Origin of the sequence: Frigoribacterium sp. PvP032, assembly GCF_017833035.1 — a bacterium.
GTDB lineage: Bacteria > Actinomycetota > Actinomycetes > Actinomycetales > Microbacteriaceae > Frigoribacterium.
Genome location: NZ_JAFIBM010000001.1, coordinates 2,048,379 through 2,069,598, shown reverse-complemented (window position 1 = coordinate 2,069,598; position 21,220 = coordinate 2,048,379). Strand labels below are relative to the sequence as shown.

Annotated in this window: 21 protein-coding genes; 8 read left to right on the top strand and 13 right to left on the bottom strand. The window is 70.0% G+C overall.

The features are described from left to right. The first annotated feature begins 142 nt into the window (after nucleotides 1-142). Nucleotides 143-748, top strand: a complete 606-nt coding sequence (locus JOE35_RS09500) for a biotin transporter BioY (RefSeq protein ID WP_209560878.1) — start codon at nucleotides 143-145, stop codon at nucleotides 746-748. A 103-nt stretch (nucleotides 749-851) separates the two neighbouring features. On the opposite strand, the gene JOE35_RS09495 is transcribed toward JOE35_RS09500, so the two are convergent. Genes JOE35_RS09495 through sufB form a run of 5 tightly spaced genes read right to left on the bottom strand, consistent with a single transcriptional unit; the run spans nucleotide 852 to nucleotide 4,968 of the window. Then, entirely contained in the window at nucleotides 852-1,184 is a 333-nt protein-coding gene (locus JOE35_RS09495; RefSeq protein ID WP_146900878.1) for a metal-sulfur cluster assembly factor, read from the bottom strand. Nucleotides 1,185-1,186: 2 nt separating this feature from the next. Then, nucleotides 1,187-1,978, bottom strand: coding sequence for a Fe-S cluster assembly ATPase SufC (gene sufC, locus JOE35_RS09490; protein ID WP_146900876.1), 792 nt, complete (start codon nucleotides 1,976-1,978; stop codon nucleotides 1,187-1,189). Nucleotides 1,979-1,990: 12 nt separating this feature from the next. After that, entirely contained in the window at nucleotides 1,991-2,326 is a 336-nt protein-coding gene (locus tag JOE35_RS09485) for a non-heme iron oxygenase ferredoxin subunit (RefSeq protein ID WP_209560877.1), read from the bottom strand. After that, nucleotides 2,326-3,549: a Fe-S cluster assembly protein SufD gene (sufD, locus tag JOE35_RS09480; protein ID WP_209560876.1), complete on the bottom strand. Its 1,224-nt coding sequence runs from the start codon at nucleotides 3,547-3,549 to the stop codon at nucleotides 2,326-2,328. The genes JOE35_RS09485 and sufD overlap by 1 nt, the downstream gene beginning before the upstream one ends. Continuing rightward, nucleotides 3,550-4,968: a Fe-S cluster assembly protein SufB gene (gene sufB, locus JOE35_RS09475; protein ID WP_209560875.1), complete on the bottom strand. Its 1,419-nt coding sequence runs from the start codon at nucleotides 4,966-4,968 to the stop codon at nucleotides 3,550-3,552. A 288-nt stretch (nucleotides 4,969-5,256) separates the two neighbouring features. Between sufB and JOE35_RS09470 the strand changes: the two genes are divergently transcribed. Beyond that, nucleotides 5,257-6,228: a COX15/CtaA family protein gene (locus JOE35_RS09470; protein ID WP_307803015.1), complete on the top strand. Its 972-nt coding sequence runs from the start codon at nucleotides 5,257-5,259 to the stop codon at nucleotides 6,226-6,228. Here JOE35_RS09470 and JOE35_RS16110 read toward each other — a convergent pair. After that, entirely contained in the window at nucleotides 6,189-6,656 is a 468-nt protein-coding gene (locus JOE35_RS16110) for a GNAT family N-acetyltransferase (protein ID WP_307803014.1), read from the bottom strand. The genes JOE35_RS09470 and JOE35_RS16110 overlap by 40 nt on opposite strands. 48 nt (nucleotides 6,657-6,704) lie before the next feature. Continuing rightward, complete coding sequence (locus JOE35_RS09460) at nucleotides 6,705-7,628, bottom strand: heme o synthase (RefSeq protein ID WP_209560873.1); 924 nt, start codon at nucleotides 7,626-7,628, stop codon at nucleotides 6,705-6,707. Between the two features lie 319 nt (nucleotides 7,629-7,947). Between JOE35_RS09460 and tkt the strand changes: the two genes are divergently transcribed. The 6 genes from tkt (at nucleotide 7,948) to pgl (ending at nucleotide 16,157) form a co-directional block, all read left to right on the top strand. Then, nucleotides 7,948-10,041: a transketolase gene (tkt, locus tag JOE35_RS09455; RefSeq protein WP_209560872.1), complete on the top strand. Its 2,094-nt coding sequence runs from the start codon at nucleotides 7,948-7,950 to the stop codon at nucleotides 10,039-10,041. 26 nt (nucleotides 10,042-10,067) lie between these two features. Next, a complete protein-coding gene (gene tal, locus JOE35_RS09450; RefSeq protein WP_209560871.1) occupies nucleotides 10,068-11,198 on the top strand; it encodes a transaldolase in 1,131 nt (376 codons plus the stop codon). After that, nucleotides 11,195-12,790 carry a glucose-6-phosphate isomerase gene (locus JOE35_RS09445; protein ID WP_209560870.1) on the top strand — a complete coding sequence of 532 codons (1,596 nt, stop codon included), beginning with the start codon at nucleotides 11,195-11,197 and terminating at the stop codon, nucleotides 12,788-12,790. Before tal ends, JOE35_RS09445 begins: the two co-directional genes overlap by 4 nt. A gap of 108 nt (nucleotides 12,791-12,898) precedes the next feature. After that, nucleotides 12,899-14,434, top strand: a complete 1,536-nt coding sequence (gene zwf, locus JOE35_RS09440; RefSeq protein WP_209560869.1) for a glucose-6-phosphate dehydrogenase — start codon at nucleotides 12,899-12,901, stop codon at nucleotides 14,432-14,434. Then, complete coding sequence (locus JOE35_RS09435; protein WP_209560868.1) at nucleotides 14,431-15,372, top strand: glucose-6-phosphate dehydrogenase assembly protein OpcA; 942 nt, start codon at nucleotides 14,431-14,433, stop codon at nucleotides 15,370-15,372. The genes zwf and JOE35_RS09435 overlap by 4 nt, the downstream gene beginning before the upstream one ends. 14 nt (nucleotides 15,373-15,386) lie before the next feature. Further along, entirely contained in the window at nucleotides 15,387-16,157 is a 771-nt protein-coding gene (gene pgl / locus JOE35_RS09430) for a 6-phosphogluconolactonase (RefSeq protein WP_209560867.1), read from the top strand. 112 nt (nucleotides 16,158-16,269) lie between these two features. Here pgl and JOE35_RS09425 read toward each other — a convergent pair whose 3' ends face one another. The 6 genes from JOE35_RS09425 to whiA all read right to left on the bottom strand — a co-directional run bounded on the left by JOE35_RS09425 (nucleotide 16,270) and on the right by whiA (nucleotide 21,215). Continuing rightward, complete coding sequence (locus tag JOE35_RS09425) at nucleotides 16,270-16,626, bottom strand: RNA polymerase-binding protein RbpA (protein WP_123545816.1); 357 nt, start codon at nucleotides 16,624-16,626, stop codon at nucleotides 16,270-16,272. Then, nucleotides 16,626-16,877, bottom strand: coding sequence for a preprotein translocase subunit SecG (gene secG / locus JOE35_RS09420; RefSeq protein WP_056054823.1), 252 nt, complete (start codon nucleotides 16,875-16,877; stop codon nucleotides 16,626-16,628). The genes JOE35_RS09425 and secG overlap by 1 nt, the downstream gene beginning before the upstream one ends. Nucleotides 16,878-16,981: 104 nt before the next feature. Next, nucleotides 16,982-17,770, bottom strand: coding sequence for a triose-phosphate isomerase (tpiA, locus tag JOE35_RS09415; protein WP_209560866.1), 789 nt, complete (start codon nucleotides 17,768-17,770; stop codon nucleotides 16,982-16,984). Continuing rightward, complete coding sequence (pgk, locus tag JOE35_RS09410) at nucleotides 17,764-18,975, bottom strand: phosphoglycerate kinase (RefSeq protein WP_209560865.1); 1,212 nt, start codon at nucleotides 18,973-18,975, stop codon at nucleotides 17,764-17,766. The genes tpiA and pgk overlap by 7 nt, the downstream gene beginning before the upstream one ends. A gap of 94 nt (nucleotides 18,976-19,069) precedes the next feature. Further along, on the bottom strand, nucleotides 19,070-20,074 hold the full coding sequence (gap, locus tag JOE35_RS09405; protein ID WP_209560864.1) for a type I glyceraldehyde-3-phosphate dehydrogenase: 1,005 nt from the start codon (nucleotides 20,072-20,074) through the stop codon (nucleotides 19,070-19,072). Between the two features lie 160 nt (nucleotides 20,075-20,234). Further along, on the bottom strand, nucleotides 20,235-21,215 hold the full coding sequence (gene whiA, locus JOE35_RS09400) for a DNA-binding protein WhiA (protein ID WP_209560863.1): 981 nt from the start codon (nucleotides 21,213-21,215) through the stop codon (nucleotides 20,235-20,237). Nucleotides 21,216-21,220: the final 5 nt, after the last annotated feature.

Genomic DNA, 21,220 nt, shown 5'->3' with positions numbered 1-21,220 from the left:
CCAATCGATTGGGGAGATGTCCACAACGGGGCCCGGTGTGGGGCCGCCTCTAGGATTGAGGACGTCGCGTGGAGAGGGGTCGCAGCACTGCGCTGCCGACCAGCCACTCGGCCGATCAACCTACCCATACTAGGAGACTTGCATGACTGACACCGCCGCAACGATCTCACGGCCGGTCCTCGCCGACCGGCTGGTGGCTCGGAGCTGGGCCACCGACGCCGCCCTGGTGCTCGGCGGGGTCGCGTTCACGTCGACCCTGGCGCAGGTGCAGGTGCCCATGTGGCCCGTGCCGATCACGGGGCAGACCCTCGCCGTGATGCTCGTCGGCGCCACCCTCGGCGCACGGCGCGGCGCCCTGTCGATGCTGACGTACCTCGTGCTCGGCGTCGTCGGCCTGCCGATCTTCGCCGAGTTCTCCGGCGGTCCGCTCAGCGTGCTCCGCCCGAGCTTCGGCTTCATCCTCGGCTTCGTCCCGGCCGCGCTGGTCATCGGCTGGCTCTCGCAGCGCGACTGGGACAAGAAGTGGGCACTGTCCGCCGCCGCGTTCTTCCTCGCCAGCCTGATCCCGTTCGCCACGGGGCTCCCCTACATGGCGGTCGTGCTGAACCAGCTCGGCGTCGACGCCTCGCTCGGCAACGTCCTCGCTCTCGGCGTCTACCCGTTCATCGTGGGTGGCGTCGCCAAGTGGCTGATCGCTGCGTCGGCCCTGCCGCTGGCATGGCGCGCCCTCGGTCGCCTGGGCAAGTAGCGAATCGAGCGACGGCTCAGCTGCGCACGTCACACGGAGAACGCCCCCGGTCGACGACCGGGGGCGTTCCTCGTGTTCGGGGTGGTTCAGTGTGCGGGGTGGATCAGATCGAGAAGCCGATGGCGCGCATCATGTCGCGCCCGTCGTCCGTGATCCGGTCGGGGCCCCACGGCGGCATCCAGACCCAGTTGATCCGGAACGCGTCGACCACGCCGTCGAGGGCGTTGGCCGTGTCGGCCTCGATCACGTCGGTCAGCGGGCAGCCGGCCGAGGTCAGCGTCATGCTGATGATGAGGGCGTTCTCGTGCTCCTCGTCCATCGCGAGGTCGTAGATCAGGCCGAGATCGACGATGTTGACCCCGAGCTCGGGGTCGACGACCTCTTTGAGGGCCTCGATCGTGGCGTCGAACTTCTCCGGCGCGAGGGCGACGGCCATGGTCAGCTGACCGCCGGGGTCGTCTCGGCCGCGGCGGCGGCCGCAGCGGACACGTAGCGGTCGTAGCCCTCGTCCTCGAGACGGTCGGCCAGCTCGGGGCCGCCCTGCTCGGCGACGTGGCCGTCGACGAAGACGTGCACGAAGTCGGGCTTGATGTAGCGGAGGATCCGCGTGTAGTGCGTGATCATCAGCAGGCCGAGCCCGGTGTTCGCCTTGGCGCGGTTGACGCCCTCCGAGACGATCTTGAGCGCGTCGACGTCGAGGCCGGAGTCGGTCTCGTCGAGCACGGCGAACTTGGGCTTCAGAAGCTCGAGCTGCATGATCTCGTGGCGCTTCTTCTCGCCGCCCGAGAAGCCCTCGTTGACGTTGCGCTCGGCGAACGAGGCGTCCATCTTGAGGTCGCTCATGTGGGTGCGCAGGTCCTTGATCCAGGTACGGATCGCGGGCGCCTCGCCGTCCAGGGCCGTCTTGGCGGTGCGCAGGAAGTTCGCGACCGTGACGCCGGGGATCTCGACGGGGTACTGCATGGCCAGGAAGAGCCCGGCCTTGGCGCGCTCGTCGACGGACATGTCGAGGACCTCGCGGCCGTCGAGCAGGATGCTGCCGCCGTCGACGTTGTAGCGGGGGTGCCCGGCGATCGTGTAGGCGAGGGTGGACTTGCCGGAGCCGTTCGGGCCCATGACGGCGTGGATCTCGCCCTCGTTGATGGTGAGGTCGACGCCCTTGAGGATGGGCTTGACGCCCTGGTCGGTGTCGATGCTGACCTTGAGGTCGCGGATCTCGAGAGTGGACATGCGTTCTTTTCCTTACTGTGCGACGTCGGCGGACGACGCGGTGGTGTCGACGTACACGTCACCGTCGACGACGGTGACACGGAAGACCGGGACGGGTTCGTAGGCAGGGAGGGTCAGCGGCTTGCCGGTGGTCAGCTCGAACTTCGAGCCGTGGGCCCAGCACTCGAGCGTGTCGTCCTCGACGAAGCCCTCGGACAGCGAGATGTCGCCGTGGGTGCAGGTGTCGCCGATCGCGTGGATGTCGCCGGAGCTGTCCTTCACGACGGCGATCGCGACTCCGTCGACGACGACGCGCATCGCCTGAGCCGGCGTGACGTCGTCGACGCCACACACCTTGACCCCGGCCATCAGGCGGCGCCGCCTGCCGTCGGGAGGCCCTCGCCCGCGGTGAGCTCGACCTCGAGAGCGTCGATCAGCCGCTCCTGCAGCTGGGGCTCGCCGATCTTCTGGACGACCTCGCTGAGGAACCCGAGGACGACGAGGCGACGTGCTTCGTGCTCCGAGATGCCACGGGACTGCAGGTAGAAGAGGTGCTCGTCGTCGAACCGCCCGGTGGCGCTGGCGTGGCCGGCCCCGGCGATGTCGCCGGTCTCGATCTCGAGGTTCGGGATCGAGTCGGCCCGCGTGCCCTCGCTGAGGACGAGGTTGCGGTTCTGCTCGTAGCTGTCGGTGCCGGGAGCGGTGCGCGAGATCAGCACGTCGCCGATCCAGACCGTGCGGGCGCCCACGCCCTGGAGCGCGCCCTTGTAGTTGACCCGGCTGCGGCTGTTCGGAGCGTCGTGGTGCACGTAGACCTGCTGCTCGAGGTGCTGGCCCGCGTCGGCGAAGTAGACGCCGTAGAGCTCGGTGTCCGAGCCCTGTCCGGCGAGGTGCGCCGAGGGGTTGACACGGACGACCGAGCCGCCGAGCGAGACGACGAAGTGCTTGAGCTGCGCGTCTCGACCGATCGCCGCGAAGTGGCTGGCGAGGTGGATCGCGTCGTCGTCCCACTCCTGCAGGGTGACGACGGTGAGGTGCGCGCCGTCGTCGACGACGATCTCGACGTTCTCGACGAGCTGGGCCGAGCCTGTGTTGCGCAGGACGACCATCGAGCGGGTGTTCGCCGTGGCGTGGATGACCGTGTGCCCGGCGCGGGGCTCGCGGTCGAGACCGCTCCGGCCGATCGTGACCGTGGACGGCTCGTCCCCGGTCAGGGTCACGGTGAGGACCTTCTCGGTCGAGGCCCAGGCGTTGGCCGAGGCCTTGTCCTCCGGTGCGCCGGCCCGGCCGACCCGGGCGTCAGCCCGGTCGACCCACTCGACGGCGGCCCCGCCGGTCTCGCGGGCGAGGTAGGCGTAGGGCGATCCGTCGAGCGGACCGTCGATCAGCGGACGGAGGCGGTCGACAGGACTGAGCTTCCAGTCGACCTCCCGGCCGGTCACGGCCGCGAAGGCCGCGGGGTCGGTGGAACGGAAACGGCCAGAACGGGTCTGGACGGGCACGAGGCCCCATCCGCCGTCGCTGTGCGCGCCTGCGCCGTGCTGGACGCCCTCGGGGGCGGTGTCTGTGGTGGTGGGTGCTGCGGCAGACATCTAGCCGACTGATCCTTCCATGCTCATCTCGATGAGCTTGTTGAGCTCGAGCGCGTACTCCATCGGCAGCTCCCGGGCGATCGGCTCGATGAACCCGCGCACGATCATGGCCATGGCCTCGTCCTCCGCCATGCCTCGCGACATGAGGTAGAAGAGCTGTTCCTCGCTGACGCGCGACACCGTCGCCTCGTGCCCGAGCTGCACGTCGTCGACGCGGATGTCGATGGCGGGGTAGGTGTCGGACCGCGAGATCGTGTCGACCAGCAGGGCGTCGCAGCGCACGGTGTTCGCCGAGTGGTGGGCTGCGTCGTCGACGCGGACCTCGCCGCGGTAGCCGGCACGGCCGCCGCCTCGGGCGATCGACTTCGAGACGATCGACGACGTCGTGTGGGGCGCCATGTGGATCATCTTCGCGCCGGCGTCCTGGTGCTGGCCGGGGCCGGCGAAGGCCACGGACAGCGTCTCGCCCTTGGCGTGCTCGCCGACCAGGTAGATCGACGGGTACTTCATCGTCACCTTGGAGCCGATGTTGCCGTCGATCCACTCCATGGTGGCGCCCTCGTGGGCGATGGCGCGCTTGGTCACGAGGTTGTAGACGTTGTTCGACCAGTTCTGGATCGTCGTGTAGCGCACGCGGGCGTTCTTCTTCACGATGATCTCGACGACGGCCGAGTGCAGGGAGTCGCTCTTGTAGATCGGTGCCGTGCAGCCCTCGATGTAGTGGACGTAGCTGCCCTCGTCGGCGATGATCAGCGTCCGCTCGAACTGGCCCATGTTCTCGGTGTTGATGCGGAAGTAGGCCTGCAGCGGGATCTCGACCCGGACGCCCTTCGGCACGTAGACGAACGAGCCGCCAGACCAGACGGCGGTGTTCAGCGCGGCGAACTTGTTGTCGCCGGCGGGGATGACCGTCCCGAAGTACTCCTGGAAGATCTCAGGGTGCTCGCGGAGGGCCGTGTCGGTGTCCATGAAGATGACGCCCTGCTCCTCCAGGTCCTCACGGATCTGGTGGTAGACGACCTCGGACTCGTACTGGGCGGCTACGCCCGCGACGAGCCGGTTGCGCTCGGCCTCGGGGATGCCGAGCTTCTCGTACGTGTTCTTGATGTCGTCGGGGAGTTCCTCCCACGTCGTCGCCTGCTTCTCGGTGGAGCGGACGAAGTACTTGATGTTGTCGAAGTCGATGCCGGAGAGGTCGGCGCCCCAGGTCGGCATGGGCTTCCGCTCGAAGAGCGCCAGGCCCTTGAGCCGGTTCTTGAGCATCCACTCGGGCTCGCTCTTCAGCGCCGAGATGTCGGTGACGACCTCGGGCGACACGCCACGGCGCGCGGAGGCGCCCGCTGCGTCGGAGTCGGACCAGCCGAACTCGTACTGCCCCAGGCTCTCGAGCTCTGGTCGGTCGATCAACACGTCTGACATGACTACCTCTTTCTCTGCTGGGCCGAACGTGGGTCGGGTCGTGACCATTCCCCGTCGGATGGGGGCCCAGCTGCTCGCGCTGCGAGACGGACTCCCGGTCGAGCTCCGACGGCTGCCTGCGTGGAGCGGAGGCGGAGCCGGCGTTGCTTAGACTGACGTGAGGTCCGCGTACCGCTTCTGCGGATCCCACGGCCCTCGGGCGTCGTCGTCGACGCTCGTGTCGGGTGTGTCCCTGAACTCATCGATTCTACAGGGCAGAGCGGCGGATGTGACGAAAGGCAGCAACTCGTGAGCAACGCACAGGTGACCAGCCCCGGGCCGGTGACGCGCCTCTGGCGCTGGCTGCCGACGACGACCGACCGACGCGTCCGGTTCATCGCCTGGGCCTCGCTGGTCTGCCAGGTCCTGCTGATCGGCACAGGAGGCGCGGTCCGGCTGACCGGGTCAGGTCTCGGCTGCCCCACATGGCCTCGCTGCACCGCCGACTCGTTCGTCAGCACGCCCGAGATGGGCATCCACGGGGTGATCGAGTTCGGCAACCGCCTCCTCACCTTCGTGCTGACCGCAGTAGTCGTGCTCGCGTTCCTCTTCGTCCTGCGGATGCGCAAGCAGCGCCGTGAGCTCTTCTGGATCACCTTCGCCCAGGGCATGAGCATCCCGCTGCAGGCGGTGCTCGGCGGCATCACCGTCCTCACCGGTCTCAACCCCTACATCGTCGGCGCGCACTTCCTCGTCTCGATCGCCCTGGTGGCGCTGTCCACCGTGTTCGTGTGGCGCGTGCTGCGCGGTCCTCGAGGTCACCACGCCGCGACTCCCCCTGCCTACGCCCGGCTCGTCCACGTGCTGTCCGGCGTCGTCCTGGTCACCGTCGTCGTCGGCGTCCTGACGACAGGCTCCGGTCCGCACGCCGGCGACGCGGCCACGCCGCGCAACGGCCTCGACCCCGCCGTGATGGACCACGTGCACAGCTGGCCGGCCTACGCGACCCTCGCCCTGACCCTCGCGGTCGTCGTCTGGACGCTCCGCACGGGACTGCCCCGTCGCTTCCCCCTCGCCCTCCTCGGCGTCGAGCTCGTCCAGATCGCGGTCGGCATCGCCCAGGCTCGCACCGGCCTGCCGCCGCTGCTGGTCGGGTCGCACATGGTGCTGGCCGCGCTGCTGGTGGCGGCGACGACCGCGCTCGTCCTCTCGCTGCGTGAGGACCAGAGCCCGTCCGAGGCTCAGCTGCCCGTCGGCTCCGCGGAGTCCGTCCGCGCCTGAGGCGGCACGTCGGCCCCTGGGTCGCGCCTCATGATCACGTCGACCCCGTCGTCCTCGATCGGGACGAAGCCGTGGCGCAGGTACAGGTTCGCTGCCCGGCTGCCCGACAGCACGTCGAGCAGCACCGGCCGCGGGCCGAGCGAGGCGAGCGCCTGCATGAGCAGGCGCGTGCCGATCCCCCGTCCCCGCGCCTCCTCGGCGAGGTAGAAGTGGCGCAGCCAGACGTCGTCGCCGTCCGGGTGCACGGCGAGGCAGCCGAGGACGCGCCCCCCCGGCCTCGACGACCCTCGTCTCGTCCGGCACGTACTCGCGCTCGAATCGCGCTCGGTTGTAGGGCGGACGCCAGACGCCCGTGCGCCGGAGGTCGGGCTCGAGGGCGGCGAGCTTGAGGTCTGCGAGTTCGCCGACGTCGTCGGGTCGACCCGCACGGACGGTCCAGGCGACCTCGTCGGTCGTGCCCGCGGTCACGGTGCGGCTCAGAACGGCAGCAGCGGATCGATGCCGACGGCGATGAAGAGCAGCGTCAGGTAGGTGATCGAGCTGTGGAACACGCGCATCGGCCGGACCTCGGCGACGTGCTGGATCGCACGGCTGTAGAGGCGGTGCGACTCCCAGACGAACCAGGTGCCGCTGGCCAGGGCGACCACCGTGTAGAGCACTCCCATGTGCGCGACGGGGACGAGCAGCAGCGAGCAGGCGACGGTGGCCCACGCGTAGAGGATGACCTGCAGGCCGACGGACGACCGGCCGCGGACGACGGCGAGCATGGGCACCGAGGCGGCCGCGTAGTCGTCGCGGTACTTCATCGACAGGGGCCAGTAGTGCGGAGGCGTCCACAGGAAGATGACCATGAACAGGATCACCGGCGGCCAGCTGAGGTCGTTCGTCACGGCGGCCCAGCCGATCAGGACGGGCATGCACCCGGCGATGCCGCCCCAGACGATGTTCTGCGGCGTGCGGCGCTTGAGCCACAGCGTGTAGACGACCACGTAGAAGAGGATCGCGCCGAGTGACAGGGCGGCCGACAGCAGGTTGACGGTCAGGGCGAGCCAGACGATGGAGGCGAGGCCCACGACCCAGGAGAAGACCAGCGCCTCGCGGTCCGTGACCTCGCCGGTGACGAGCGGGCGGCCCTGGGTCCGCTTCATGATGCGGTCGATGTCGCGGTCGATGTAGCAGTTGAACGCCGAGGCCGAGCCGGCGCTGAGCGCACCGCCGATGAGGGTGGCGGCGACGAGCCACAGGTTCGGCACGCCGCCCTGGGCCAGGAACATGGTCGGGGCCGTGGTGACGAGCAGCAGCTCCATCACCCGGGGCTTCGTGAGCGCGACGTAGGCGCCAGCCTTGCGACGGATGCCCCGGGGTCCGGTGGTGGGGCGGGTGTCGATGGCTGCGGTCATTGGTCCCTCTGACGAGATGTGGGGTTCGGCGCGGAGAGTCTAGGCGAACCAGCGAGTCTAGGCGATGACCGGCGACGCTGACGGCGGAACGGGCTGGCTCCTGCGGGCGGAGCGAGGCCTTTCGTCCCTATACTTGCAGGTGCTTGCCAGTCGCACGCCCGCACGGCGACGGAATCCTCGACATCGAACCATCAGCTCCTTGTCGCGCGACCTCCGGTCCGTGCCCGAGCGGCCGCAGCCGACGACGTCTCGGCAGGCGCATGTCAGCGCGGGAGCGAATCGACCCCGCGCAGTTCGCAACAAGAAGGGTCATCTCCAAGTGGCAGATCTGCAGTGGGAATCCATTGACAACAAGGCCGTCGACACGGTCCGCGTCCTCGCGGCCGACTCGGTCGAGAAGGTCGGGAACGGCCACCCGGGGACGGCGATGAGCCTCGCGCCCGCCGCGTACCTCCTCTTCCAGAAGGTCATGCGTCGTGACCCCAGCGACAGCGAGTGGATCGGCCGCGACCGCTTCGTCCTCTCGGTCGGGCACAGCTCGCTGACCCAGTACGTCCAGTTCTACCTCGGCGGCTACGGCCTCGAGCTCGACGACCTCAAGGCGCTGCGCACCTGGGGCTCCAAGACGCCCGGCCACCCCGAGTACGGCCACACCGACGGCGTCGAGATCACCACCGGCCCCCTGGGCCAGGGCCTCGCGTCCGCCGTGGGCATGGCCTACGCGGCCCGCTTCGAGCGCGGCCTGTTCGACCCCGAGGCCGCCGTCGGCACCTCGCCGTTCGACCACTTCGTCTACGTCATCGCCGGCGACGGCGACCTGCAGGAGGGCGTCACCAGCGAGGCGTCGTCGCTCGCGGGCCACCAGCAGCTCGGCAACCTCGTCGTGATCTACGACTCCAACCAGATCTCGATCGAGGACGACACCAACATCGCCTTCACCGAGGACGTGCACGCGCGCTACGAGGCGTACGACTGGCAGGTCCAGGTCGTCGACTGGAAGAAGACGGGCGAGTACGTCGAGGACGTCGCAGCCCTGAACGACGCGATCGAGGCCGCCAAGGCCGAGACGAGCAAGCCCTCGCTGATCATCCTCAAGACGATCATCGGCTGGCCCTCGCCCAAGAAGCAGAACTCCGGCAAGATCCACGGCTCGGCGCTCGGCGCCGAGGAGCTCGCGGGCCTGAAGGAGGTGCTCGGCTTCGACCCCGAGAAGACCTTCGACGTCGACCCCGAGGTCCTCGAGCACACGCGCAAGGCCGTCGAGCGCGGCCAGGCGCAGCACGCCGAGTGGCGCGCCTCCTTCGACGAGTGGGCCTCGGCCAACCCCGAGAAGAAGACCCTCCTCGACCGCGTCCTCAAGGGCGAGCTGCCCGAGGGCCTCGCCGAGGCCCTCCCGGTCTTCCCGACCGACAAAGAGGTCTCGACCCGCGCCGCCTCCGGCAAGGTCATCAACGCCATCGCCGGCGTCGTCCCCGAGTTCTGGGGCGGCTCGGCCGACCTCGCCGAGTCGAACCTGACCACCATCAACGGCGGCGGCTCGTTCGTGCCGACCGAGTGGTCGACGCACGAGTGGCAGGGCAACCCCTACGGCCGCGTGCTGCACTTCGGCATCCGCGAGCACGCCATGGGCTCGATCATGAACGGCATCGCCCTGCACGGCAACACGCGCGTGTTCGGCGGCACCTTCCTCATCTTCAGCGACTACATGCGCCCCGCCGTGCGTCTCGCCGCCCTGATGAAGTCCCCGGTCACCTACGTCTGGACGCACGACTCCGTCGCGCTCGGCGAGGACGGCCCGACCCACCAGCCGGTCGAGCAGCTCGCCGCCCTGCGTGCCATCCCCGACTTCGCCGTCGTCCGCCCCGCGGACGCCAACGAGACCGCCTGGGCCTGGAAGACGATCCTCGACCGCTTCGACGGCCCGGCCGGCCTCGCGCTCAGCCGCCAGAACCTGCCCGTCTTCGAGCGCGGCGACGGCGACGCCGAGGGCGACGTCTTCGCGTCGGCCGCGAACGTCTCGAAGGGCGCCTACGTCCTCGCCGAGGCTCCCGGGGGCACGCCCGACGTGATCCTGATCGCCACGGGCTCCGAGGTGCAGATCGCCGTCGAGGCCCGTGAGGTCCTGCGCGGCGAGGGCATCAACGCCCGCGTCGTCTCGGCTCCCAGCCTCGAGTGGTTCGACGAGCAGAGCGCCGAGTACAAGGAGGCGGTCCTCCCGGCCGCCGTCAAGGCCCGCGTCTCGATCGAGGCAGGCGTCGCGCTCCCGTGGCGCGGCATCGTCGGCGACGCCGGGCGCAGCATCTCCATCGAGCACTTCGGCGCCTCCGCCGACTACAAGACGCTCTACCGCGAGTTCGGCATCACCACCGAAGCCGCCGTGGCCGCCGTCAAGGACTCGCTGGCCGCTCTCTGAGCGCCGGCAAGGAAGAAGAGAACGACATGACCGACACCAACACCGCACAGCTCTCCGCCGCAGGCGTCAGCATCTGGCTCGACGACCTCTCGCGTGAGCGCATCAACGCCGGCGGCCTCGAGAAGCTGATCGCCGAGCGCAACGTCGTGGGCGTCACCACGAACCCGACCATCTTCGCCTCGGCCCTCGCCAAGGGCGAGGCGTACGACGACCAGGTCGCGCTGCTCGCCAAGACCGGGGTCAGCGTCACCGACGCCGTCTTCGAGATCACGACCGACGACGTCACCCGCGCCTGCGACATCTTCCGCGGCATCTACGACGACACGAAGGGCTTCGACGGCCGCGTGTCGATCGAGGTCGAGCCGGGCCTCGCGCACGACGCGCAGGGCACCATCGACCAGGCTGTCAAGCTCGCCGCCAAGGTGGGCCGCCCGAACGCCCTGATCAAGATCCCCGCGACGGTCGAGGGCCTCGAGGCCATCACCGCCGTCATCGCCAAGGGCATCAGCGTCAACGTCACCCTGATCTTCAGCCTCGAGCGCTACCGCGCCGTCATCAACGCGTACCTCACCGGCCTCGAGCAGGCCAAGGCCGCGGGCATCGACATCAGCGAGATCCACTCGGTCGCGTCGTTCTTCGTGTCGCGCGTCGACAGCGAGATCGACAAGCGCCTCGAGGCCGTCGGCACGGACGAGGCGAAGGCGCTCAAGGGCAAGGCGGGCGTCGCGAACGCCCAGCTCGCCTACGAGGCCTACGTCCAGGCGTTCGACACCGAGCGTGCCAAGGGCCTGCTCGCCGCCGGCGCCAACAAGCAGCGTCCACTCTGGGCCTCGACCGGCGTCAAGGACCCTGCTGTCCTCGACACGACCTACGTGGTCGAGCTCGTCGCGGCGGACGTCGTGAACACGATGCCCGAGAAGACCCTCGAGGCGACCTTCGACCACGGCGAGATCCGTGGCGACTCGATCAGCGGCTCCTACGCCTCGGCGAACGAGGTCATGGACGCGATCGCGGCCCAGGGCGTCTCGTACGACGAGGTCACCGAGCTCCTCGAGAAGGAGGGCGTCGAGAAGTTCATCGTCTCCTGGAACGAGCTGCTCGACACCGTCACCGCGGCCCTCGAGTCCTCGAAGCCCACCGCGGAGGACGCCAAGTGACCATCACGATCGCCGCGAGCGGCGACGCGGCCACCGCCGTCGAGACCGTCGTGCCCCAGCTGGTGAGCGACCTCGTCGCCTCCGGCATCACGGCCCAGAACCCGACCCTCTGGGGCCCGGACGCCGAGGAGGAGTCGGCCAAGCGCCTCGGCTGGACCGAGGCCGTCGTGGTCTCCACGCCCCTCCTCGACGAGATCGACGCGCTCCGCGAAGAGCTCGCCGCCAAGGGCGTCGACCACGTCGTGCTCGCCGGCATGGGCGGCTCGTCGCTGGCCCCCGAGGTCATCACGCGCACCTACGGCGTCGAGCTGACCGTGCTCGACGCCACCGAGCCCGGCCAGGTCCTCACGGCCCTGCACGACCGCCTCGAGCGCACGGTGCTCGTCGTGTCGTCGAAGTCCGGCTCGACAGTCGAGACCGCCAGCCAGCGCAAGACCTTCGAGAAGGCCTTCCGCGACGCCGGCATCGACCCCGTCGAGCGCATCGTCGTCGTCACCGACCCGGGCTCGCCCCTCGACGGGCAGGCCCGTGAGGCCGGCTACCGCGTCTTCAACGCCGACCCCGCCATCGGCGGCCGCTACTCGGCGCTGTCGGCCTTCGGCCTCGTGCCGTCCGGCCTCGCCGGCGCCGACATCCGCGAGCTGCTCGCCGAGGCGGACGCCGTCACGGTCGAGCTCTCGCAGGACAGCGCGGACAACCCCGGCCTCGTGCTGGGCGCCGTCCTCGCGGGCACCTCTCCCCTGCGCGACAAGATCGCCATCGTCGCCGACGGCACGCACATCATCGGGTTCCCCGACTGGGCGGAGCAGCTGATCGCCGAGTCGACCGGCAAGCAGGGCCGGGGCCTCCTGCCCGTCGTGCTCGGCACGGACGCGCCCGAGATCAGCCTGGGCCTGCACGACGTGCAGGTCGTGCGCCTGGTCGCGAACGCGGCCGAGACCCGTGAGGTCGCTCCCGGCGAGGTCGAGATCTCGGGCTCGCTCGGCGGTCAGATCATGGTCTGGGAGTACGCGGTCGCGGTGGCCGGGCGTCTGCTCGACATCAACCCGTTCGACCAGCCCGACGTCGAGTCGGCCAAGGTCGCCACGCGTGCCCTCCTCGACGACCGTCCGGCCCCGACTCCCCCGGCGTTCACCGCCGAGGGCGTCGAGGTCCGCCAGGTCGGCGGCGTCGAGCTCGGCGACTCGCTCGAGTCGGCCGTCTCGGCCCTCCTCTCGGCGCTGACCGACGACGGCTACCTGTCGATCCAGGCCTACGCCGACCGCGTGGCGTACCCGCAGCTCGAGGAGCTCCGCGACGTGCTCGCGGCGCGCACGCAGCGCCCCGTCACCTTCGGGTGGGGACCGCGCTTCCTGCACTCCACGGGTCAGTACCACAAGGGCGGACCCGCCAACGGCGTGTTCCTCCAGATCACCCAGACGGCGTCCACCGATCTGGAGATCCCGGAGAGCCCGTTCACGTTCGGACAGCTGGTCCAGGCGCAGGCCGCCGGCGACGCGAACGTGCTGGCCGACCATGGTCGTCCCGTGCTCCGGCTGACCGTCGACGACGTGGCGGGCACGTTGCCCGCACTGCTCGCCGCAGTCCGCTGAGCGTGAGGGGGCCGGTGTCCGAGAGGACGCCGGCCCCCTTCGCCGTGGTCGGACGACCACGTGCCGAGCGACCGTGCCCGAGAGAACGACCCTGAAGGAACCCCCACGATGTCACCCGTCGAGATCACGCCGGATCACAACCCCCTGCGGCTGCCCTCCGATCGACGCCTGAACCGGATCGCCGGCCCCAGCGGCCTCATCATCTTCGGCGTCACCGGCGACCTGTCGCGCAAGAAGCTGATGCCCGCCGTGTACGACCTCGCCCACCGCGGCCTGCTGCCGCCCGGGTTCGCGCTCGTCGGGTTCGCCCGCCGCGAGTTCGAGGGCCAGGACTTCGAGCAGGTCGTCTACGAGGCCGTCAAGCAGCACGCCCGAACCCCCTTCGACGAGGACGTCTGGCGCCAGCTGAAGGAGGGCTTCCGCTTCGTGCAGGGCACCTTCGACGACGCCGACTCGTTCACGCGCCTCAAGGACACGATCGAGGAGCTCGACCGGGAGCGCGGCACGATGGGCAACCACGCCTTCTACCTCTCGATCCCGCCCAAGGCCTTCCCGATGGTCACCGAGCAGCTGCGCAGCAGCGGCCTCGCCGAGGAGAAGGACGGCGCGTGGCGCCGCGTGGTGATCGAGAAGCCGTTCGGCAGCGACCTGAAGACCGCCCGCGAGCTGAACGCCGTGGTCGAGAGCGTCTTCGAGCCCGACTCCGTCTTCCGGATCGACCACTACCTGGGCAAGGAGACGGTCCAGAACCTCCTGACCCTCCGCTTCGCCAACCAGATGTACGAGCCCCTCTGGAACTCCAACTACGTCGACCACGTCCAGATCACCATGGCGGAGGACATCGGCGTCGGCGGCCGTGCCGGCTACTACGACGGCATCGGTGCCGCTCGCGACGTCATCCAGAACCACCTCCTGCAGCTGCTCGCCCTCACGGCGATGGAGGAGCCGGTCACGTTCGCCGCGTCGCACCTGCGTGCCGAGAAGGAGAAGGTCCTCTCCGCGGTGCGCATCCCCGAGGACATCGCCGCCGGCACCGCCCGCGGCCAGTACTCCGGCGGCTGGCAGGGCGGCGAGAAGGTGCTCGGGTTCCTCGACGAGGAGGGGATGAACCCCGAGAGCGTCACCGAGACGTTCGCGGCGGTCAAGCTCGAGATCGCGACCCGCCGCTGGGCCGGCGTCCCGTTCTACCTCCGGGCCGGCAAGCGCCTCGGCCGACGCGTCACCGAGATCGCCGTCGTCTTCAAGCAGGTGCCGGAGAACATCTTCGGCACGCAGACGTCACTCGGCCAGAACGCCCTCGTGATCCGTGTGCAGCCCGACGAGGGCGTCACCCTGCGCTTCGGCTCGAAGGTCCCCGGGATCGGCACGCAGGTGCGCGACGTCACGATGGACTTCGGCTACGGCCACGCGTTCACCGAGGCGAGCCCCGAGGCCTACGAGCGCCTCATCCTCGACGTGCTGCTGGGCGACCCGCCCCTGTTCCCGCGTCACGAGGAGGTGGAGCTCTCCTGGAAGATCCTCGACCCGATCGAGGAGTTCTGGGCGACCCAGGGCCAGCCAGAGCAGTACCGCCCCGGCACGTGGGGCCCCCAGTCCGCCGATGAACTCATGGCCCGCGACGGCCGAACCTGGAGACGCCCGTGATCGTCGATCTGCCCGCCAGCACCATCAGCCGAGTCCAGAAGACGCTCGTCACCATCCGCGAGGAGGGTGGCGTCGTCGCCCTCGGCCGAGTGCTCACCCTCATCATCTCGACGAGCCACGGCGAGGAGGAGGAGGCCATCGAGGCCGCCAACGACGCCTCGCGCGAGCACCCCATGCGCGTCATCGTCGTGTCGACCGCTCCTGGCGGCGACGACGAGGAACCGCGCCTCGACGCGCAGATCAGGGTCGGCGGCGACGCCGGGGCCAGCGAGGTCATCCTGCTCCGCGCCTACGGCGACACCGCGAGCGACGAGGAGGGGCTGGTCACCGGTCTCCTGCTGCCCGATGCCCCGGTCGTCGTCTGGTGGCCCGGACGGGCTCCGGAGGTCGTCGCCGAGTCGGCTCTCGGTCGCATCGCCCAGCGCCGGATCACCGACGCGGCGAGCCAGCCGAACCCGCGTCAGAGCATCGTCGACCTCGCGGAGACCTACCAGCCGGGCGACACCGACTTCGCCTGGACGCGCCTCACGCTCTGGCGCACCCAGCTGGCCGCCGTCCTGGACCAGCCGCCGTACGAGCCCGTCACCGAGGTCCGCGTCGACGGGGCCCCCGACTCGCCGTCGACGCTCCTGCTCGCGGCGTGGCTCCGGCTGCAGCTGCAGGTGCCGGTGCTGAACGAGCTGACGCGGGGCAACGGCTCCAGCGGCATCCACGGGGTCCGGCTCGTCCGCCCCTCCGGCCCGATCGTCCTGGAGCGCGCCGTCGTCGACGTGGCCACGCTGACCCAGCCCGACCAGCCCACCCACGACCTCTCCCTGCCACGCCGGTCGCTGCGCGACTGCCTCGCGGAGGAACTCCGTAGACTCGACCCCGACGACCTCTTCGGCGAGGTCGTGAAGCAGGGCGTCCGCCAGCTGGCCGAGCCCGTCGAGAACTAAGGCAGACTGACACAGTGAGCAACGAACGCCGGGTGCTGGTTCACCCCGACAAGGAATCGCTGGGCGCCTCGGTCGCCGCGCGCTTCATCACCAAGATCATCGACGTGCTGGAGGAGCAGAACTACGCCTCGGTCGTCGTCAGCGGCGGGTCGGTGAGCACGGTCGTGCTCGCCGCCATCAACGCCTCACCGGCGCGTGACAGCGTCGACTGGTCGAAGGTCTCGTTCTGGTGGGCCGACGAGCGCTGGGTCGAGAGCGGCCACGCCGACCGCAACGATCGTCAGGCCGAGATCGACCTGCTCGGGCACATCGGTGTCGAGCCGCAGAACGTGCACCGCTTCGGTGCCGTGGGCGACTTCGCCGACGTCGAGGCGGCCGCCGTCGCCTACCGGGCCGAGCTCCTCGAGCACGCCCAGGGCGACGACGAGGCGCCTCGCTTCGACATCACCCTGCTCGGCGTCGGACCCGACGGCCATGTCGCGTCGCTCTTCCCCGACGCGCCGCAGGTGCGCATGAGCGGGCCCACGGTCCTCACGGTCGACGACTCCCCCAAGCCGCCGCCCGTCCGCCTCACGCTGAGCCTCCCGGTGATCAACAACTCGCAGCGCGTGTGGATGATCCTCGCCGGCGCGGAGAAGGCGTCCTCGCTGGGCCTCGCCCTCGCGGGTGCCGGTGCCGACCAGGTGCCCGTCGCCGGGGTCAAGGGACGCAAGCGCACGGTCTTCTTCGTCGACAGCGACGCGGCGTCCGAGGTCCCCGAGAACCTGATCGCCTCGACCTACTGACCCGTCGGCCTGGTCCGTCGCCGGACCAGGCCTCGACACGAGAGAAGCCCCGCAGCTGAGCTGCGGGGCTTCTCTCGTGCGCTGCCGGTCGTGACCGGGAGCGAGGACCGGGCTAGGCCTTGCCTCGGCGGACGCGCAGCTGCTGCAGCGCCTCTTCGAGGAGCTGGGCCGCCTCCTCCTCGGAGCGGCGCTCCTTCACGTAGGCGAGGTGCGTCTTGTACGGCTCGAGCTTGGCGACGGTCGGCGGGTTGGCCTTGTCGCGCCCGGCGGGGAGGCCGCTGGACGGAGAGTCGACGGTCTCGGGGATCTCTTCGTCGGGCACGTTCGCCGCGAAGTGGCGGACGACCTCGTTGCCCAGAGCGTCCCAGTACGAGATGGTCACGCGCTCGGCGTGGTACCCGCGGTCCTGCTCGCCCATGGGGCCGGCGCCGACGCGCGAGCCACGGATGGCGCTGCCTCCGGAGGCCATCAGCTGACCGCCGAGAACTTCGTGATGAGGCCCAGGACCACGATGCACGTGATCCAGACGAGCCCGAGGAACACGGTGATGCGGTTCAGGTTGCGCTCGGCGACCCCGGATGCACCGAGGTTGCTCGTGACGCCGCCGCCGAACATGTCGGACAGACCGCCGCCGCGACCGCGGTGCAGGAGGATGAGGAGGGTCAGCAGGAGGCTCGTGATTCCGAGCAGCACCTGCAGGATGACCTGCAGAATTTCCAAGGGGGACCTTTCGATGCGGTGAGACCGTTGACGAGTATAACTGCCGCGCGCGGCGACGGGTCCCTCACCCGCGGGCGGGAGAGGGACCCGTCTGTCGATCAGCGTCAGACGCCGACGTGCGACTCGAAGCGCACGATGCGGGCGAACTCGTCGACGTCGAGGCTCGCGCCGCCGACGAGCGCGCCGTCGACGTTCGGCTCGCGGAGGAACGAGGCAATGTTCGTCGACTTCACCGAGCCGCCGTAGAGGATGCGCGTCGCCGCGGCGGCGTCCGCGCCGACGATATCGACGAGGGCCTCACGGAGTGCCGCACAGACCTGCTCGGCCTGCTCTGCGGTCGCCGCCTTGCCCGAGCCGATCGCCCAGACGGGCTCGTACGCGACCACGATCTCGGCCGTGGCGGGGACCTCGGCCAGGGAGGCGCGGAGCTGGGCGACCGGGACCGCGCTCGGCCCATGCGTCTCGAGGTCGTCCGCGGTCTCGCCGACGCAGATCACGGGCACGAGGCCGTTGCGGTGCGCCGCGGCGACCTTGGTCGCGACGACCGTGTCGTCCTCGGCGTGCAGGGTGCGGCGCTCGGAGTGGCCCACGAGGACGTAGTGCACGTCGAGCTTCGCCAGGGAGGCGCCCGAGACTTCTCCGGTGTAGGCACCGCTGTCGTGGGCGGACAGGTCCTGTGCGCCGAGGGCGAGCGAGAGGCCGTCCGCGTCGAGCAGGGTCTGCACGCTGCGGAGGTCGGTGAACGGAGGGAAGACGGCGGCCTCGACGGACGCGTAGTCGTGCTTCGCGTCCTTCAGGCTCCAGGCCAGCTTCTGCACGAAGGCGATGGCCTGCAGGTGGTCGAGGTTCATCTTCCAGTTGCCGGCGATGAGGGGCGTGCGCGTGGTCACCATCCGAGGACCTCCAGTCCGGGGAGTCGTTTGCCCTCGAGGAACTCGAGGCTGGCTCCACCGCCGGTGGAGATGTGGCCGAACTGGTCGTCGTCGAAGCCGAGGGCACGGACGGCCGCGGCCGAGTCCCCTCCCCCGACGACGCCCAGGCCGTCGACGCGCGTGAGCGCCTCGGCGACGGTCTTCGTGCCGTGGGCGAAGGCCTCGAACTCGAACACGCCCATGGGCCCGTTCCAGAACACCGTCTTCGACGAGGCGACGATCTCGGCGAACCGGGTCGCCGTCTCCGGTCCGATGTCGAGGCCGATGGCCCCGTCGCCGAGCTCGGAGGTCTCGATGCCGTCGGCAGGGACGACCACGTGGTCGGCGTCGGCCGAGAAGGCCGAGGCGACGACGACGTCGGTGGGCAGGACGATCTGCACGCCGCGCTCGTCTGCGTCGGCGAGATAGCCCCTGACCCGGTCGAGCTGGTCCTTCTCTAGCAGGCTGCCGCCGACGGCGTGGCCCTGCGCGGCGAGGAACGTGAAGAGCATGCCGCCGCCGACGAGGAGCGAGTCGACCCGGGGCAGCAGGTGCTCGATGACGCCGAGCTTGTCCGACACCTTCGAGCCGCCGAGCACCACCGTGTAGGGGCGCTCGGGAGTCTCGGTGAGCTTCTCCAGGACGGAGAGCTCGGTCTCGATCAGCGAGCCGGCCGCGCTCTGGAGCAGCTGCGGCAGCTCGTAGACGCTGGCCTGCTCGCGGTGCACGACGCCGAAGCCGTCCGACACGAAGAGGTCGCCGTGCGCGGCGAGCTGCTCGGCGAAGGCGCGACGCTCGGCGGCGTCCTTGCTGGTCTCCGCCGGGCTGAAACGGAGGTTCTCGAGGACGACCACCTGGCCGTCGGCCAGGCCGGCCACCGCCTCCTCGGCCTCGCTGCCGACGGTGGAGGGCACGAACGAGACGTCGGCGTCGAGCAGCTCGCCGAGGCGCTCCGCCACGGGGCGCAGGCTGAACTCGTCGACGGGCTGGCCGTCGGGGCGGCCGAGGTGCGAGATGACGACGACGCGGGCGCCGTCGGCGACGAGCGTCTGCAGGGTGCCGACGGAGGCTCGGACGCGGCCGTCGTCGGTGATGACGCCGTCCTTCAGCGGGACGTTGAGGTCGCAGCGGACGATCACGCGCCTGCCCGACGTCGAGCCGAGCGACTCGAGGGTTCGGAGGGTCATGGAACTCGATTCTCTGGTGTGGGTCGGTGGGGAGACGAGGAGGCGGCCAGGCCGAGGGCCTGACCGCCTCCCGGGTCGATCGTGGTGCGGACGCCTAGAGGCGGTCGGCGACGTACTTCGTCAGGTCGACGAGACGGTTGGAGTAGCCCCATTCGTTGTCGTACCAGGACGTGATCTTGACCATGTTGCCGATGACCTTCGTGAGGCCGGAGTCGTAGATCGACGAGTGCGGGTCGGTCGTGATGTCGGACGAGACCAGCGGGTCCTCCGAGTAGAGCAGGATGCCCTTGAGGTCGCCCTCGGCCGCGGCCTTGTAGGCGGCGTTGATCTGCTCGACCGTGACGGGCGTGCTCGTCATGAGCGTGACGTCGGTGATCGAGCCGGTCGGCACCGGGACGCGCAGCGCGTAGCCGTCCAGCTTGCCCGACAGCTCGGGGATGACGAGGCCGATGGCCTTGGCCGCACCCGTCGAGGTGGGGACGATGTTGACCGCGGCGGCGCGAGCACGACGAGGATCCTTGTGGGGGCCGTCCTGCAGGTTCTGGTCGGCGGTGTAGGCGTGCACCGTCGTCATGAGGCCGCGCTCGACGCCGAAGTTGTCGAGGAAGACCTTCATCAGGGGCGCGAGGCTGTTCGTGGTGCACGACGCGTTCGAGATGATGTGGTGGTTCGCGGGGTCGTAGATGCCCTCGTTGACGCCCAGGACGATGGTGGCGTCGTCGCCCGTGGCGGGAGCCGAGATCAGCACCTTCTTCGCGCCGGCGTCGATGTGCTTCTGCGCGTCTTCCGCCTTCGTGAAGAAGCCGGTCGACTCGACGACGATGTCGACGCCCAGCTCGCCCCAGGGCAGGTTGGCCGGGTCGCGCTCGGCGAGGACCTTGATCGGCTTGCCGTCGACGACGATCGAGTCGCCGTCGAGCTCGACCGTGGCGTCGAGACGACCCGTGATCGAGTCGAACTTGAGCAGGTGAGCGAGGGCGGCGTTGTCGGTGAGGTCGTTGACGGCGACGATCTCGATGTCGGTGCCCTTGGCGAGCGCCGCGCGGAAGTAGTTGCGGCCGATGCGACCGAAGCCGTTGATGCCGATCTTGACGGTCAAGGGAACTCCTGTTGATCAGGCGTCGCGGGGACGCGTGGAGGGGGCGGGCGACCAGGCCCGTGGCTCGCGATCCGGCCGGGGCGACCGGGCTTCGCGTCCGTCTACGACAGTAGCAGTCGACCGCCTCCGTGACCCCGGGAACGCGGGGCTCGTCGGGGTGTCAGTCGAGGTCGAGGTCGGAGGGCAGGCTGGCCTCCGTGCCGGGCAGGCCGAGGTCGGAGGCCTTCTTGTCCGCCATGGCCAGCAGGCGGCGGATGCGACCGGCGACCGCGTCCTTCGTCATGGGCGGGTCGGCGTGGTGCCCGAGCTCGTCGAGGCTCGCGTCGCGGTGCGCCAGCCGCAGGTCCCCGGCGTACTTGAGGTGGTCGGGGATGTCGTCGCCGAGCAGCTCCATCGCGCGCTCGACGCGGGCGCACGCGGCGACGGCGGCCTGGGCGCTGCGTCGCAGGTTGGCGTCGTCGAAGTTGACGAGGCGGTTCGCCGTGGCCCTGACCTCGCGGCGCTGGCGCATCTCCTCCCACTCGCTCACGCTCTTGTGGGCGCCCATGACCGTGAGCATGGCGCTGATCGCCTCGCCCTCACGGACCAGCACCCGGTGCACGCCTCGGACCTCACGGGCCTTGGCGGGGATGCCGAGCCTGCCGGCCGCGCCGACCAGCGCCATCGCCGACTCGTTCCCCGGGCAGACGACCTCGAGCGAGGCGGACCGGCCGGGGTCGGTCAACGAGCCCTGGGCCAGGAAGGCACCGCGCCAGATCGCCGCCAGGTCTTCGCGCGAGCCGGTCGTGAGACGGTTCGGCAACCCGCGGACGGGTCGACGGCGAGCGTCCATCAGGCCCGTCTGGCGGGCCAGGGTCTCGCCGGCCTCGTGCACCCGCACGAGGTACTGGGTCGTGCGTCGCGTCCCCGACGCCGACACGACCGAGACGTCGCTGCGTGCCCCGTAGAGCTCGGCCAGGTCTTTGCGGACACGGCGGGCGATCACCGGGCTGTCGAGCTCGGCCTCGACGGCGATGCGCCCCGAGATGACGTGCAGCCCGCCCGCGAACCGCAGGATGGTCGCGACCTCGGCGGCCCGGACCGTCGTCCTGCTCACCTCTACGCGGGCGAGTTCTTCTTTGACGTCGGCGGTCTGTGCCACTGGTC